The organism is Algibacter lectus (assembly GCF_004368925.1).
Lineage (GTDB): Bacteria > Bacteroidota > Bacteroidia > Flavobacteriales > Flavobacteriaceae > Algibacter > Algibacter lectus.
Genome location: NZ_SORL01000008.1, coordinates 904,508 through 919,618, shown reverse-complemented (window position 1 = coordinate 919,618; position 15,111 = coordinate 904,508). Strand labels below are relative to the sequence as shown.

Genomic DNA, 15,111 nt, shown 5'->3' with positions numbered 1-15,111 from the left:
ATGACTATTGAAATCTATTTATGATCGATAAAAACGCCATTTTCAAAATAAAAACACCCGCTGAATTCGAAAGCTTAGCATTAGAAGTTTTTAAATTTCAGTTTGAAAACAATAGGGTGTATCGTTCATTTTGCGACCTATTATACATCCATCCAACAGATGTAAAAACAAGTAACGATATTCCTTTTTTACCTATTCAGTTTTTTAAAACTCGAGATGTTTTAAGTACTAAAGATGCTATTGAAACAACCTTTACTAGTTCTGGAACTACCGGAAGTGCGACGAGCAAACACCATGTTACCGATTTAAAGATCTACAAGCAGAGTTTTAATAAAGGTTTTGAACACTTTTATGGCAATATTGAAGATTATGTTATTCTTGGATTACTGCCGTCTTACTTAGAACGTGAAGGCTCGTCATTAATATACATGGTCGATGCTATGATTTCGAAATCAAAACATGCTGAAAGTGGTTTTTATCTCGATAACATCTCCGAATTAAAAGACACCATAATAAAGCTAGATGCTGAAGGTAAAAAAATATTACTTATAGGTGTTTCTTTCGCGTTGCTAGATTTAGTTGAAATGCATCAATTCAACTTAAAAAACACCATAATCATGGAAACAGGAGGCATGAAAGGCCGCCGAAAAGAATTGATTCGCGAAGAACTACACAAACAATTAAAAGCTGGTTTTGGCACAAAAGAAATCCATAGTGAATATGGTATGACGGAATTATTAAGCCAAGCCTACTCGCAAGGTCATGGTGTATTTAAATGTCCAAGTTGGATGAAAGTCTTAACTCGAGACACCGAAGATGCTTTAACTATAAACACCAGCGAAAAAGCGGGCGGAATTAACGTTATTGATTTAACAAACATCAACTCTTGCTCCTTTATTGCAACCCAAGATTTAGGCCGTGTAAATCCAGATGGATCTTTTGAAGTTATTGGTCGTTTTGACAACTCTGATATTCGAGGTTGCAACTTAATGGTGTTATGATAACAAAAAACACTTTGTAAGTAATTGAAACTATATACGACCAAACCATTGCTAAGAAAAAGAATGATTAGTAATAAATTTTGGTTAATTTATTAGGCCCGATGTAAAAGTCGGGCTTTTTGTTTTTTATTAATGAATTGAAAAAGCATCTCGATCGTTTAAAAACTTCAATTTATTTCTATACGCTTCCACATGGCGCTTCTCTAAAGTAATTATTTGAGTACCTTCTTCGTGCGGTTCGAAATTAGATAACTGATTTCCTAAAACATCGTAGACAGCAGAGTGACCAGAATATTCACTATTCACACCATCTACACCTACTCTATTCACACCAATACAATAACTCATATTCTCGATAGCTCGTGCTTTTAAAAGCGTATCCCAAGCCGTAACTCGTGATTTTGGCCAGTTGGCTACATAAATCAATACTTCGTAATTTTCAGTATTTCTTGCCCATACGGGAAAACGTAAATCGTAACAAATTAACGGACAGATTTTCCAACCTAGATAATCTATAATCAACTTTTCATTGCCTGCCGTATATGTTTTCTCCTCGCCAACTAAGGTAAAAGCATGGCGTTTATTATAAATAGTAATTTTACCCGAAGGTTCTACAAATACTAAACGATTGTAATACTTACCCGCTTCTGTTATTACCAAACTACCAACAATAGCCGCATCTTTTTTAGCAGCCATATCTTTTAGCCATGTAATAGTTTCCCCATCCATAGTTTCCGCTACCTTTTCAGCGTTCATGGTAAAACCACTTGTAAACATTTCAGGCAGTATAATGAGATTTATACTGCCTGAAATTTGTTCTATTTTTTCTGTAAACTGCTCACGGTTTTTTTGAGGATTTTCCCAAACTAAATTCGCCTGAATTAACGCTACCTTAAGCTCTTTTTCCATACCGTGATTTTATTTTATAGTTTACTTTTTGCTTTATCTAACTTTTCTTTTAGCTTCTCAATATTCTCTAGCGACTTCTTTTCGTCTACCGGAGACAATTTACCTTTATTTTTTAACTTTTCGTATTTCGAAATAGCATCTTTATGTTTTTTTCCTGCTTTTTCAAAATTAGACTTTGCCTTCTCTTTAGCCTTCAATGCTTTTTCGGCCTTCTTTTGTTCTTTTTCAGCTTTTTTTAATGCTTTCTCCTGATTCTTTTTCGCTTTCTCTTCTTTCTTAACAGCCTTTTCTTTGGCTTTTACCTTTTCAAGCTCTGCCTTTTCAGCTGCTTTAGCTTTGTCTAATTCTGCTTTTTTAACACTAAAAGCATCCTTTATTTGTTGTTGATCTTCAATAGATAATGTTTTTGTAACATCGGCTCCATCTTTAATAATTTTACTACCTTTAACTTGGTATGTCGCTTCTTTAAATACTACCTCTTGTGCATTAACTGCAAAACAGAATACAAATAAGACTAGGGTTGCAAATATATTTTTCATAATTAATTTTATTTTAAGTTTTTATAAATAGTGTTATACTCTTTTATTTTAGCTTCTAAATCTTCAAAACGGCCTTGCCACTTCTCTTCATCACTAGGCGATAGCTTACCTTTTTCTTTTAGTTTATTATACTTCTCTTTTTTACTCTCTAGTTTTTCTTTAGCCTTTAAAAAATCGTCTCGAGCATCTTCTATTGCTTCTTGTTTCTCTTCTAATTGTTTTTGACTTTCCTCTAAGGCTTCTTGCTTTTCCTTAGCTTTCTCTATAGTTTGCTCTACTTTTTTCTGCTCCTTTTCTAACTTTTCTTTTTTATCTTCAGCAAGACGCTCAGCTTCAAGGCGCTTACTTAAAACGGCCTTTATGTCTTTCTTCTCGTTTTCGGATAACAGCTCTGTAATATCTTTACCTTTACTATAAAAGTTATCGTTTTTCACTTTATACACAGCACCTTCTTCCATTATAACACGCTCTCCACTTCCGCAAGACATGCATAAACCAATTAATGCTATGGGTAATATTTTTATCATCTTCATATTCTATACCTTTTTTTTAAGATTCTCTATCTATTTAGACACAAAATTAAGGGTTAGTCACTAGCTTAACACCCTTTTAACAAAGGCCTAAGTTCGCAACCTCTTCAAATTAACGTAAAATGAAGTTAAACAACGCATTAGCCATTTAATTGAAAAACGCGTATGTTAAAATTAGAGCTGAAAAATGACACAATAATCAAAGAGTGGCGATTATTTTTTCTTCGGAACACCTTAAAAGAAGCTCTTAATTATACAATTTCCATTTTCTTCAATAGAAAAGATGCATTCATGTTTTTACAAACTCCCGTTTTAAGAGTGTAATCAAAATGAAGTTCATCATTAATAATTTCAGCATCGAAGTAATAGTTTTTTACTTGCGGTAGTTCGTTTTCAATTTCGCACAAACTTAAATCGTGCGTTGCAATAATTCCGGTAGCCTTAGAAGCCACTAATTTTTCAACAAACTTACGAGAACCAATAGCCTTATCGGTGCTATTTGTCCCCTTTAAAATTTCATCTAAAATAATAAAATAAGGTTCTTTTTGAATAGCATCTACAATGTATTTTAATCGTGTTAACTCAGAAAAGAAGTACGAGCTATCATCGGTTAACGAATCTGTGGTGCGCATACTTGTAATCAATTTTACAGGCGAATATTCACTCGTTTCAGCACAAATAGGCAAACCAACATTGGCCATAACAATATGCAGAGACATAGTACGTAAAAAGGTGCTTTTTCCTGCCATATTTGCCCCAGTAACAATAAAGAATTCCTCGTTACCCATAGAGACGTTACTATCTACACGTTTAGACTTGTTTAACAAAGGGTGCCCTAAATTTGTAGCTTTTATAACCGACCCGTTGTTTACTATTTTAGGAAACACAAAATCAGGATGATTAAAATTAAAACCACCTAAGGAGTTATAAGCATCGAAAAAGGAAACCACCTCAAACCAATCTTCAACTTTATCAGCATATTGATTAATCCATTTTTCAATACGGTAGCTGTTTTTAATATCCGACAAGAACAAGCCGTTACCAAATATAGCCGAGATAATATTATTGCGATTATCTAATGCATCCAAACCTTTGGATAACTCTTTAAAAATAAGTGACGCCTTTTTATGTTCCGATTGAATTTTTTCTTGTTTCTTCTGAAGCAATTCTGAAGTGAAATTTTCATTTTCAATTAAATCCAACAATAAAGCATACTGACGAAATGTATCTTTAACCTGATCGGCTCCTGTTGAAAGTTGATTGATACGCTTGACATAAACACCAGAAAAGCCTAAGCCAATAAGCAACCAATAGCCAACAATTTCAGAATTAATTAAATTCAAAATAGTTAATACAAATAATGTTACCGAAATAACAGTAAACCCTATTGGTAACCATTGCATCATTTTTGGCAAAAACGTTTTATAATTTTTTAACCATGTTACAATTTGCTTTGCAGACGTTTCTGTTTCAATCAAACTCGAATTAGCATCATAATGCTGCCTCCATTCGGGCCTACTACTTAATTCTTCTATGGCTTTTTGTCGTGAAACAATATTTTCAGTATTGTTCGCTTTTAATAAGTCAGCCAATCGTTCTTGTCCTTCAGTAATCGTTGTTCTGTTTATAAATTGAAAAAATGAACCTCGACCAAATAAATCGATATCTAAACTATAAAAATGATTTGGGTCTTGAAATTTAAGTCCCTGATCTCGATCATGAAAATTACCCGAAGCAATTTTAATCTCTTCTTCATTTATAACAACCAGCGCTTTTTTAAACTGACGTTCGCGTTTAATATCGTTATACTTTGATAATAAAAACAGAAAACCCACAACACCCAAAACCCCAATACCTAAAGCAATTTGCCAGTTTTGAAAAGTGAAGTATATACCAAAACCTGTAGCAACAAAAACCAACAACCTTAGCATGCTTAAGGTTATCATTTGCTTATGCAACTTTTGTGCTTCTGCAGTGTATGTTGCTTGATGTTCTTGGTAATAATCTATAGGTGCACTCATTTTGTTTATTTGAATTGGTAAAGAAACGAAAAAGCTCTGAAATCTGTTTTTCAGAGCTTTGTTTTTAACTAAGTTTTACATTGAATTTAACATCGCTTAGAATGTTAAACTTCAAAAGAAATTTATTTATTATGCTTAATCTCTAGACATAAAAATACGTAACACATACCAAAACAGTAGCATGAGCGAAGCAAACAAGCCTAAAGCAGCAGGAATATAATCTTCAACACCATATTTATTTACCAAATTTGATGTTTGATACAAAATTGAACCAGCAGCTAAAAGACACATACCAACCGAAAACCAAAGTCCTAAATTGAAACCAAAAATACTACCAGCGATAATTAACCCAATAGCAATAAAAAACCCAACGGTTAATCCTGCTTTTAAAAATGAAAAATCTTTTTTAGTAACAAAAACAATAGCCGATAATCCGCTAAATAAAGCCAATGTAACAATACTAGCTTGTTTTAAAATATCTGGCCCTGTTTCCATGGCATAAGCTGCAATGTATATAAGTGGTACAAAAATAAAAGCTTCGGCTAAAATGTAAAGTCCATAAGCTAAATATTGTTTGTTTTTGTCTGGCGTTTTAAGCGCCATACCTTCAGCATAGTTTGTAATAAACATAAAACCACCAAGCATAATAAGCCAACGCCAACCTTGCGTCATGGATAAAGCGAACTCTACAACTGTATCACTTTGTAATAATAAGTATTCAAAAAGAATAAATGCCAAAACACCACCCGCAACATGCGAATACGTTTTTTTATAAAAAGCCACTCTATCTACTTCAGATAGTTGACTTACCATAAGCTTACCATTAAATGTTTGATTCATAATTTGGGATTTAATTGATTTTTAAATTATTAATAGGTATTAATCTCTAGAGCCACCAAATACTTGAAAAGCCCAATATACTAAAGACGCTAAAGAACCAATTGCAGCAACTAAATATGTACGTGCAGCCCATTTTAAGGCATCTTCCGATCCTGCATATTCTTCTTGAGACAACATGTTTTTATTTTTCAACCACGCCAAAGCACGGTTACTAGCATCGTATTCTACCGGTAAAGTTACAAAACTGAATAAAGTTGCAAAACCCATCATGACTAATCCAGCAACGGCAATCCAATATCCAAGTCCTAAACCTGCTGCGGCACCTAACATTAAACCACCAATAACAACCCATTGTGACATATTTGACGTTACACTAACAACAGGCACTAATTTAGATCGCACCCCTAACCATTGATACGCTTGCGCATGTTGCACGGCGTGACCACACTCGTGTGCTGCCACAGCCGCAGCTGCTGCGTTTCTTTGATTATAAACAGACTCACTTAAGTTTACTGTTTTATTTGTTGGATTATAGTGGTCGGTTAATTGCCCAGGTGTAGAAATAACCTCAACATCGGTAATACCGTTATCTGCTAACATTTTTGTAGCAATTTCGGCGCCACTCATGCCATTTCTCAGTTGTATTTTAGAGTATTTGGCAAACTTTTTCTTTAAGGTACTACTCGCTATCCAACTTAAAAGCGCTATGGCACCCAATAATATATAATATCCAATCATTTTGTTTCGTTTTTAATTTCTAATGTAAATATATCAAAAATAAAGCCAATTGCATATTGTGCTAGTTTGTCAGTTAATTTTTAGATGCATAGCGCTTTATAAAAAAATGGTTAACTTCGTGTAACCCCACATATTAATTAATGAAACGATTTAATATCGCGACATTCTGATTCTAAATAATGAAAATACTACTAACAGGTTCCACAGGTTATATTGGTAAACGTTTAATTCCGGTTTTAGTTGAAGCCGGACACGAAGTGATTTGCTGCGTGAGAGACCCCAAACGGTTTAATCCGCCAGAATCTTTAGCAAAAAGCATTACGGTGCTTCAATTAGACCTTTTAGATCAAGCTTCTTTAGAACATATTCCAAAAGATATTGATGGTGCTTATTATTTGGTACACTCCATGTCTTCGGATGGTGATTATAAATCTTTAGAAGAAACATCTGCAAAAAACTTTAGGAATGCTTTAAAAAACACAAACGTAAATCATGTGGTTTATTTAAGTGGTATTGTTAACGAAACCGAACTCTCTAAACATTTAAGCTCAAGAAAAAATGTAGAAATAGAACTGGCAAAAGGCGATTACAACTTTACAGCTTTACGCGCCGGAATTATTATTGGCTCCGGAAGTGCTTCTTTTGAAATTATTAGGGATTTAGTTGAAAAGCTCCCGATCATGATTACTCCAAAATGGTTAAACACCAAATGCCAACCCATCGGCATTTCCGATGTTATGGCTTTTCTTTCTAAATCGATGTTTAACCCCGAAACTTATAATGAGAATTTTGATATTGGAGGTCCTGACGTTTTAACCTATAAAGAGATGCTTTTAAATTTTGGTAAAGCCAGAAACTTAAAGCGTAGAATTTATACGGTTCCGGTAATGACACCCAAACTATCATCGTACTGGCTTTATTTTGTAACCTCAACATCGTACAAATTAGCATCGTCTCTAGTACATAGCATGAAGGTTGAAGTAGTTTGCCGTGATAATAGAATAAATACCATTTTAGGCATAACACCTTTGAGTTATAATGAAGCCTTAAAACGCGCTTTTAGTAAAATTGAAAATAACGAAATTCTATCGAGTTGGAAAGATGCTTACTCCAGTAGCGGATTAAACTTTAATATATCCGAATTTATACAAGTCCCGTCTTTTGGTTGTTTTAAAGATAGTAGAACGAAAGGTATTGAAAACCGCGAAGCTTCTATAAACAAAATTTGGGCTATTGGCGGAAACACCGGCTGGTATTATGGCACATGGCTTTGGAAAATTAGAGGCTACATGGACAAGCTTTTTGGCGGTGTTGGATTGAGGCGCGGACGCACCAATCCGGCAACCATTAATGTTGGTGATTCTATTGATTTTTGGCGTGTATTGTATGCCGATAAAGAAGAAGGACGTTTACTTTTATTTGCTGAAATGAAACTTCCGGGTGAAGCTTGGTTGGAGTTTAAAGTGGTTGAAAATAAACTAACTCAAACCGCAACTTTTAGACCGCTTGGTTTAGCCGGCAGGCTGTATTGGTATTCGGTATTACCTTTCCATGGTTTTATTTTTAAAGGTATGCTGAAGGCTTTAGCTGAATAATAGTCACCCAAAACCCTACATAATAAAAGAAATCATTTTTATTTATTTTATAACATGAACTTAGAGGATATAAGAAGAAATTACGAAAATTTTGATGATGAAAAGTTAATTGAAATAGCTACTAAAGACATCCAATCTTTAAGAAAAGAAGTAATACCAATATTAGAGGCTGAATTATTTAAAAGAAATATTTCGTTAGCAGATGCACAAGAAAGAACAAACGTAAAATCTAATACTGAACCCAACACCAAAAAGAAAAAGGAAGACAAAATTTTCACAAAGGAGAATATTGAATTCATGAATTCTTTTGAAATACCTCATATTTTAAAAAACGGAAAAGCATATTACGTTAAAGGAGATATTACTACAATTTTTTCGATTTTACTGGCAGTACTTCTTGTTCTGTTTTTATTTAAATCGCAATTTGGTAGTGGTGTTAAATTAATATTATGGACAATAATTGCATCTATTTTAATAAAGCTTATACTTAAGAAAATGAACTTTGGAAAAATAGCCGAAGTACACCCAACCAAAATTATTTTACCTAAATACCCTACCGTTAATTTTGGAATGTTTAGAATAATGATTCTGATTAGAATAGCTTCGAACCAGTTAGGAATGTTGGAGTTTAATTATAGAGATATTTCTAGAGTGTACCAGAAAGACACATTTACTAACAAAGGGTACTATTTGGATATCATCAATAGTACATCTAGAGAAACTGAAAGTCACAGAGTTTTCCTAGAGGTCCTTTCTGAAAATGATAGAAACCAAATACTAGAAATTATAAAACAGAAATCTGATAGCGCAGCCTAAACCACTTGTTTTCTACTGAAAATAACCTTAGCCCAAAGCCCGCGTTAGGGATAGAACGGCCCGTTTGAGCTCCCCGACCTTTTGGAAGGGAGCGAGTAGTGATAGCCCGACCCTTTTCGGGTAACGCCCAAAGATATATTTAAACAAAAAAAAATCTAGTTCTAGACGTAATGCCTAAAACCAGATTTAATATATAGTTTGTGTGTTTTAAGAAACTATGCTGTTTCTAAAGACATATCGAAAGCTTCGGCTATTTCTTTGTACACAATTTTTCCTTTTATAATATTTAAACCTCTTGCTAGTGGCGCGCTGTTTTGACAAGCTTGCTCCCAACCTTCGTTTGCTAATTTAATAACGTATGGTAAGGTTACGTTGGTTAAACCCATTGTAGATGTATATGGTACAGCACCTGGCATATTGGCTACGGTGTAATGTACAACCTCGTCTATAATATATGTTGGATCTTGGTGCGTTGTTGGGTGTGTAGTTTCAAAACATCCGCCTTGATCTACAGCAACATCGACCATTACGGTACCTGGACGCATTTCTTTTAACATATCGCGTGTTATTAATTTTGGCGCTTTTGCTCCTTTTAATAATACACCACCAATAATTAAATCGGCATCTACAATATGTTTACGTATGTTATATTCACTAGAAAATTCACTAATTACATTGTTTGGCATAGAATCACTTACATAACGTAAAGCCTTCATGTTAATATCCATAATAGTAACTTGTGCGCCTAAACCTGATGCCATTTTTGCAGCTTGGTAACCTACAATACCAGCACCTAGAATAAGTACTTTTGCTGGAGGAACTCCTGGAATACCACCTAATAAAATACCACGACCTTTAATTGGCTTCTCTAAGAATTTTGCACCTTGTTGTACAGACATACGACCTGCAACCTCAGACATTGGAATTAAAAGCGGTAAAGATCCGTCGTTATCTTCTACAGTTTCGTAAGCGATACAAACAGATTTACTTTTAATCATAGCTCTAGTTAATGGCTCACTAGATGCAAAGTGGAAATATGTAAATACCACTTGGTCTTCCCTAATTAAATCGTATTCTGGCTCGATAGGTTCTTTTACCTTCACTATCATGTCTGCAATTTCGTAAACAGCCTCTATGCTGTCTAAAATAGTTGCTCCTGCCTCTATATATTCTTCATCAAGAAAACCACTATTAAAACCTGCGTTTGTTTGTACGTAAACCTCATGGTTTCTTTTGGTTAATTCGAAAACTCCAGAAGGTATCATACCTACTCTATTTTCGCTATTTTTTATCTCAATAGGAACTCCAATTTTCATGTATTAAGCTTTTTTATAGATTTAAATCGAAACAAAATTAATACAAAATTTTGAACATTATAATCAATATTGCGATTTTGTTAATTTATTTTCACCTAAAACCCAATATCACCAAACAATCTATAATTCACATCAATTTAATAGGAAAACGCTTTTTTGGTTAAAACAGCTCGAAAAACACGGGTTTTTAATTAGTATTGATAAAAAACCACTTGTTTTTATGAAAATATAGGAATTTTTCGAGCTTTTAAAAAATAGAATTTACGGCTGTTTTGGGCTCGTTTTTTTTATGATTTTTTTTTGTGCTTAATTTTAAGAATTAAAATCATTAAACAAAGTACCGAGGTAATGATATTGGCAATTACCATCGATAAGCTTTTTAAGTAAAACCCGTAAACCAACCAAAGCAATACACCAACAAACATGGCTAAAAACATGGTTAATGATACACCTTCTACATCTTTAGTTTTATAAGCTTTATAGACCTGCGGAACAAATGATGCAGTAGTTAAAGTGGCTGCAACCAAACCTACTATTTCCATGGGGTGAATTTCGAACATAATTTTATTTGATAATATAAATTGGGGTTAAACTAAAAAAGCCACCTTATAAAATAAGATGGCTTATTTCTATATGCTATTTGGCCTTAGCCAACAATATTTACAATTTTACCTGGCACAACAATAACCTTTTTAGGGGTACGGCCTGCAAGTTGCTCTTGTGTTTTTTCGTGAGCTAAAACGGTTTTTTCTATCTCGTCTTTGCTCATATCCATTGGTAGCTCTAAAGTAAAACGCATTTTCCCGTTAAAGGAAATTGGGTAATTTTTACTACTTTCTACCAAGTGACTCGCATCGAATTCTGGAAAAGCCGCTGTAGAAATAGATTCGCTATTCCCTAATTGGTTCCATAATTCTTCTGCAATATGTGGCGCGTAAGGCGATAATAAAACCAATAACGGTTCTAAAACATCTTTAGAAGTACATTTTTGAGTGGTTAACTCGTTTACAGCAATCATAAACGTTGAAACCGATGTATTGAAAGAGAAATTCTCGATATCTTCTTGAACCTTTTTAATGGTTTTATGAAGTGTTTTTAAATTGTCTTTTGTTGCTTCTGCTTCTGAAACTTTAAGTCCGTTATCATCGACATACAATTTCCATAGTTTTTTAAGGAAGTTGTGCACGCCTGTAATTCCGGCTGTATTCCATGGTTTGTATTGCTCTAATGGCCCAAGGAACATTTCGTATAAACGAAGACTATCTGCACCGTAATCTGAAACAATGTTATCAGGGTTGACAACGTTGTATTTCGATTTGGACATTTTTTCGACTTCTCTGCCTACTTTGTAAACGTCATTATCTCCTTCAATTATTTCACCCTTATCTCCAATAAAAATAGCTTCTTTAAATTCAGACCTCCAATTTCTAAGACCATCTATATCTATTTCTTGAGATGAATTAACTAATGAAACATCGACATTCCTTCTTCCAAAAGAATCAATTCCAACCGATATTTCTGAAATATTCTCTGAAACAACTTCGAATAATTTTTCTCTTAACTTTTCTAAAATCTCGTTTTGAACATTTAAATTATCAAGCTCGACACCATTTCTTGTAAAAAACAAAGCTAAGTTATCATTACCTCTTTTATTATCAATAAAAAGTTGATTAAAAGCAGAAACATATTTTTCTGAAACAAAAACCTTAGATAATTTAGCACCACTATCATCTTTTCCGACACCACTTGTTCCATAATTAACAAGCCCATACACAAAAGCACTAGTTCCCAAAATCATCCCTTGGTTAATCAGTTTTTTAGCAAACTCATCAACAGGTACAACTCCTTTATCGAACAAGAATTTTTGCCAAAAACGAGAATACAGTAAATGTCCTGTAGCATGCTCGCTTCCGCCAATGTATAAATCGACATCTTTCCAGTAATCCATCGCTTCTTTACTCGCGAATTCTTCGGTGTTTGTAGAATCCATGTAGCGGTTAAAATACCAAGAACTACCTGCCCAACCTGGCATAGTGTTTAATTCTAACGGATGGATGGTTTCATTATCGATTAAATCGTTAGAAACAACTTCATTTTTATTAGTATCCCAAGCCCAAACGGTAGCATTACCCAATGGTGGCTCGCCGGTTTCGGTTGGTAAATATTTTTCTACTTCGGGTAACTTAATAGGTAAATGTGCAGCATCAATCATTTGAGGCATCCCTTTTACATAATACACCGGAAATGGCTCGCCCCAATAACGCTGACGACTAAATACAGCATCCCGCAAACGGTAATTGGTTTTACCTTCACCTTGCCCTATTTTTTCTAATTCGAAAATAGCACGTTTGGTCGCTTTTTTATAGTTCATGCCGTTAAGGAAATCACTGTTTCCTATCACGGTTTTTTCTTTATCTGTAAAGGCTGCTTCCGAAATATCGGCACCATCAAAAATATTAATAATTGGAATATTGAAATGATTCGCGAAAGCGTAATCTCTTTCATCTCCACAAGGCACAGACATTACGGCTCCTGTTCCATAACCCGCTAAAACGTAATCGCCAATCCAAACCGGAATTGGCTCTTTTGTAAACGGATGCTCGGCATACGCCCCAGTAAATGCACCCGAAATGGTTTTTACATCGGCCATTCTATCGCGTTCGCTACGTTTGGCAGTTGCTAAAATATAAGCATCTACCTCAGCTTTTTGCTCTGGTGTTGTTAATTGCGCTACTAGTTCGTGCTCTGGAGCTAGCGTCATGAAGCTTACACCAAAAATAGTATCTGGTCTTGTTGTAAACACATCGATAACGGCATCGCTATCCTTCACATTAAAGGTAACAGAGGCTCCAACCGATTTCCCAATCCAGTTACGTTGACTTTCCTTTAAAGAATCGGTCCAATCAATAGTATTTAAACCTTGAAGTAAACGTTCTGCATAAGCAGAAATTCGCATACTCCATTGTGTCATTTTTTTACGTAACACAGGGTGACCACCACGTTCGGACACTCCGTTTACTATTTCATCATTTGCTAAAACGGTTCCTAATGCTGGGCACCAGTTTACTTCCGTTTCGGCTAAATAAGTTAATCTATATTGAAGTAATACTTTTTGTTTGTCTTCCGAAGAAAATCCTTGCCAAGCTTCTGCTGTAAAAGGCGCAATGTTATCATCGCAAACGGCATTTACATTCGCATTACCTTCTGTTGCAAAAATATTTTCTAAAGTAGAAATATCTTCAGCTTTATTAGTATCGTTATTGTACCAAGAGTTGAATAATTGAATAAAAATCCATTGGGTCCACTTGTAATATTGCGGATCTGAAGTACGAACCTCACGAGACCAATCGAAAGAAAACCCGATTTGATCCAATTGACGACGGTAGGTTTTTATATTCTCGGCCGTGGTAATTGCCGGGTGCTGCCCGGTTTGGATCGCGTACTGCTCTGCAGGCAAACCAAAACTATCGTACCCTTGCGGATGCAACACATTAAAACCTTGATGACGTTTGTAACGCGCATAAATATCGGATGCGATATAACCTAACGGATGCCCAACATGTAAACCTGCTCCACTTGGGTAAGGAAACATATCTAACACATAATATTTTGGTTTTTCGCTTTGGTTTTCGGCTTTAAAAGTTTGGTTTGTTGCCCAATATTTCTGCCACTTTTCTTCGATTTTATTGAAATCGTATATCATCCTATATCTTGTTTTCGTATTACTATAAGGTCGTTTTTAAAACGGCCATATTCGGCGCAAATTTACGTTTTATAAATCAACTTAAAAATCTTTTATTTTCATAAGTTAAAACCGTTAAAAAACATGCTGTTTTAACGAGATACTTTTACTTTTGCACGCTTAAAACCAGACTCCTTGAACGCGAACATCTACAAGGCCCATTTTGCACTTTTTGGCGCAAATGTTATTTACGGCCTCAATTATATTATTGCCAAAGGCATTATGCCTCATAAAATTAGCCCAACGGCTTTTGTATTTATCCGTTTGGCTTGCTGCGTTGTGCTGTTTTGGGCGCTTAAATTTATGTTTGTAAAAGAAAAAGTAGAACGTAAAGATTTATTGCGTTTGGCACTTTGCGGTTTACTTGGTGCCGCGGCAAATATGCTGTTTTTCTTCCATGGTATTAATATAACCTCGCCGGTAGATGCATCTATTATTATGACGGCTACACCTGTTTTGGTTTTTATTTTCAGTTTTTTTATTCTGAAAGAACGCATGACGAAGAATAAATTTATAGGCACCGTAATTGCTGGTATTGCCGCCATTTTTCTTATTGCCTATGGTAATAAATCTGAAGGCACAAGCTCACTACTCGGTAATTTTTTGGTGTTTTGTAATGCTGCTTCCTATGGTCTTTACTTAGTGCTTGCAAAAACTTTAATGCGAAAATATAATGCCCTCACCGTTATTTGTTGGATGTTTTTGTTTGGCTTACTCTTGGTTACACCGTTTTCTATTCAACCTATAATGGATACCAATTTTGCAGGCTTTACTACCAACACGTATTTAGTTATTGGCTTTGTGGTATTATTTACCACGTTTACTACCTATTTGCTTAATTTGTATGCACTAAACCACGTGATGCCATCGGTAACAAGTAGCTATATTTATCTACAACCCGTAATAAGTTTTGCTATGGTAAGTATTTATGCTTTTATATTAATGAAAGAAGAGTACGCACAAGATATTAATATAGTAAAAATACTAAGCTGCGTTATGGTTGTTATTGGTGTTTACATTATTAGTAAACCACCTAAAAAGCTAGCATAACTGTAAAAGTTAAC

General features: G+C 34.6%; 13 protein-coding genes. 4 read left to right on the top strand and 9 right to left on the bottom strand.

All coding sequences use genetic code 11. The annotated features are described in order from the left end of the window. The first annotated feature begins 20 nt into the window (after window positions 1-20). Complete coding sequence (locus DFQ06_RS12325) at window positions 21-1,001, top strand: LuxE/PaaK family acyltransferase (RefSeq protein WP_133967948.1); 981 nt, start codon at window positions 21-23, stop codon at window positions 999-1,001. 129 nt (window positions 1,002-1,130) lie between these two features. On the opposite strand, the gene DFQ06_RS12320 is transcribed toward DFQ06_RS12325, so the two are convergent. From DFQ06_RS12320 to DFQ06_RS12295, 6 genes are all read right to left on the bottom strand, one after another. After that, window positions 1,131-1,910: an amidohydrolase gene (locus DFQ06_RS12320; protein WP_133967946.1), complete on the bottom strand. Its 780-nt coding sequence runs from the start codon at window positions 1,908-1,910 to the stop codon at window positions 1,131-1,133. Between the two features lie 14 nt (window positions 1,911-1,924). Continuing rightward, the gene (locus tag DFQ06_RS12315; RefSeq protein WP_133967944.1) at window positions 1,925-2,449 is read right to left on the bottom strand and encodes a hypothetical protein; all 525 of its coding nucleotides are present in this window, start codon (window positions 2,447-2,449) and stop codon (window positions 1,925-1,927) included. An 8-nt stretch (window positions 2,450-2,457) separates the two neighbouring features. Continuing rightward, the gene (locus DFQ06_RS12310) at window positions 2,458-2,982 is read right to left on the bottom strand and encodes a hypothetical protein (RefSeq protein ID WP_133967942.1); all 525 of its coding nucleotides are present in this window, start codon (window positions 2,980-2,982) and stop codon (window positions 2,458-2,460) included. Window positions 2,983-3,230: 248 nt separating this feature from the next. Beyond that, window positions 3,231-5,000 (bottom strand): MutS-related protein, encoded by a 1,770-nt coding sequence (locus DFQ06_RS12305; RefSeq protein WP_133967939.1) that lies wholly within the window; start codon window positions 4,998-5,000, stop codon window positions 3,231-3,233. Between the two features lie 135 nt (window positions 5,001-5,135). Next, window positions 5,136-5,840, bottom strand: a complete 705-nt coding sequence (locus DFQ06_RS12300) for a Bax inhibitor-1/YccA family protein (RefSeq protein WP_133967937.1) — start codon at window positions 5,838-5,840, stop codon at window positions 5,136-5,138. A gap of 39 nt (window positions 5,841-5,879) precedes the next feature. Beyond that, window positions 5,880-6,578 (bottom strand): zinc metallopeptidase, encoded by a 699-nt coding sequence (locus DFQ06_RS12295; RefSeq protein ID WP_042497601.1) that lies wholly within the window; start codon window positions 6,576-6,578, stop codon window positions 5,880-5,882. A 179-nt stretch (window positions 6,579-6,757) separates the two neighbouring features. On the opposite strand from DFQ06_RS12295, the gene DFQ06_RS12290 reads away from it, so the two are divergent. Then, entirely contained in the window at window positions 6,758-8,173 is a 1,416-nt protein-coding gene (locus DFQ06_RS12290; RefSeq protein ID WP_133967935.1) for an SDR family oxidoreductase, read from the top strand. 54 nt (window positions 8,174-8,227) lie between these two features. Beyond that, window positions 8,228-8,989, top strand: a complete 762-nt coding sequence (locus tag DFQ06_RS12285; protein ID WP_133967933.1) for a hypothetical protein — start codon at window positions 8,228-8,230, stop codon at window positions 8,987-8,989. 215 nt (window positions 8,990-9,204) lie between these two features. On the opposite strand, the gene ald is transcribed toward DFQ06_RS12285, so the two are convergent. The 3 genes from ald to DFQ06_RS12270 form a co-directional block, all read right to left on the bottom strand. Beyond that, on the bottom strand, window positions 9,205-10,305 hold the full coding sequence (gene ald, locus DFQ06_RS12280) for an alanine dehydrogenase (RefSeq protein ID WP_042497609.1): 1,101 nt from the start codon (window positions 10,303-10,305) through the stop codon (window positions 9,205-9,207). Window positions 10,306-10,592: 287 nt separating this feature from the next. Next, window positions 10,593-10,865 (bottom strand): SemiSWEET family sugar transporter, encoded by a 273-nt coding sequence (locus tag DFQ06_RS12275; RefSeq protein WP_206672761.1) that lies wholly within the window; start codon window positions 10,863-10,865, stop codon window positions 10,593-10,595. An 86-nt stretch (window positions 10,866-10,951) separates the two neighbouring features. Next, window positions 10,952-14,008 carry a leucine--tRNA ligase gene (locus DFQ06_RS12270; protein WP_133967931.1) on the bottom strand — a complete coding sequence of 1,019 codons (3,057 nt, stop codon included), beginning with the start codon at window positions 14,006-14,008 and terminating at the stop codon, window positions 10,952-10,954. Window positions 14,009-14,182: 174 nt separating this feature from the next. Between DFQ06_RS12270 and DFQ06_RS12265 the strand changes: the two genes are divergently transcribed. Then, window positions 14,183-15,097: a DMT family transporter gene (locus tag DFQ06_RS12265; RefSeq protein ID WP_052415345.1), complete on the top strand. Its 915-nt coding sequence runs from the start codon at window positions 14,183-14,185 to the stop codon at window positions 15,095-15,097. Window positions 15,098-15,111: the final 14 nt, after the last annotated feature.

What these genes read in the sequence shown, in the direction of transcription:
- DFQ06_RS12270 (WP_133967931.1), bottom strand. Translation starts at nt 14,008, where the DNA reads ATGATATACGATTTCAATAAAATCGAAGAAAAGTGGCAGAAATATTGG.
- DFQ06_RS12295 (WP_042497601.1), bottom strand. Translation starts at nt 6,578, where the DNA reads ATGATTGGATATTATATATTATTGGGTGCCATAGCGCTTTTAAGTTGG.
- DFQ06_RS12325 (WP_133967948.1), top strand. Translation starts at nt 21, where the DNA reads ATGATCGATAAAAACGCCATTTTCAAAATAAAAACACCCGCTGAATTC.
- ald (WP_042497609.1), bottom strand. Translation starts at nt 10,305, where the DNA reads ATGAAAATTGGAGTTCCTATTGAGATAAAAAATAGCGAAAATAGAGTA.
- DFQ06_RS12315 (WP_133967944.1), bottom strand. Translation starts at nt 2,449, where the DNA reads ATGAAAAATATATTTGCAACCCTAGTCTTATTTGTATTCTGTTTTGCA.
- DFQ06_RS12300 (WP_133967937.1), bottom strand. Translation starts at nt 5,840, where the DNA reads ATGAATCAAACATTTAATGGTAAGCTTATGGTAAGTCAACTATCTGAA.
- DFQ06_RS12285 (WP_133967933.1), top strand. Translation starts at nt 8,228, where the DNA reads ATGAACTTAGAGGATATAAGAAGAAATTACGAAAATTTTGATGATGAA.
- DFQ06_RS12320 (WP_133967946.1), bottom strand. Translation starts at nt 1,910, where the DNA reads ATGGAAAAAGAGCTTAAGGTAGCGTTAATTCAGGCGAATTTAGTTTGG.
- DFQ06_RS12290 (WP_133967935.1), top strand. Translation starts at nt 6,758, where the DNA reads ATGAAAATACTACTAACAGGTTCCACAGGTTATATTGGTAAACGTTTA.
- DFQ06_RS12275 (WP_206672761.1), bottom strand. Translation starts at nt 10,865, where the DNA reads ATGTTCGAAATTCACCCCATGGAAATAGTAGGTTTGGTTGCAGCCACT.
- DFQ06_RS12305 (WP_133967939.1), bottom strand. Translation starts at nt 5,000, where the DNA reads ATGAGTGCACCTATAGATTATTACCAAGAACATCAAGCAACATACACT.
- DFQ06_RS12310 (WP_133967942.1), bottom strand. Translation starts at nt 2,982, where the DNA reads ATGAAGATGATAAAAATATTACCCATAGCATTAATTGGTTTATGCATG.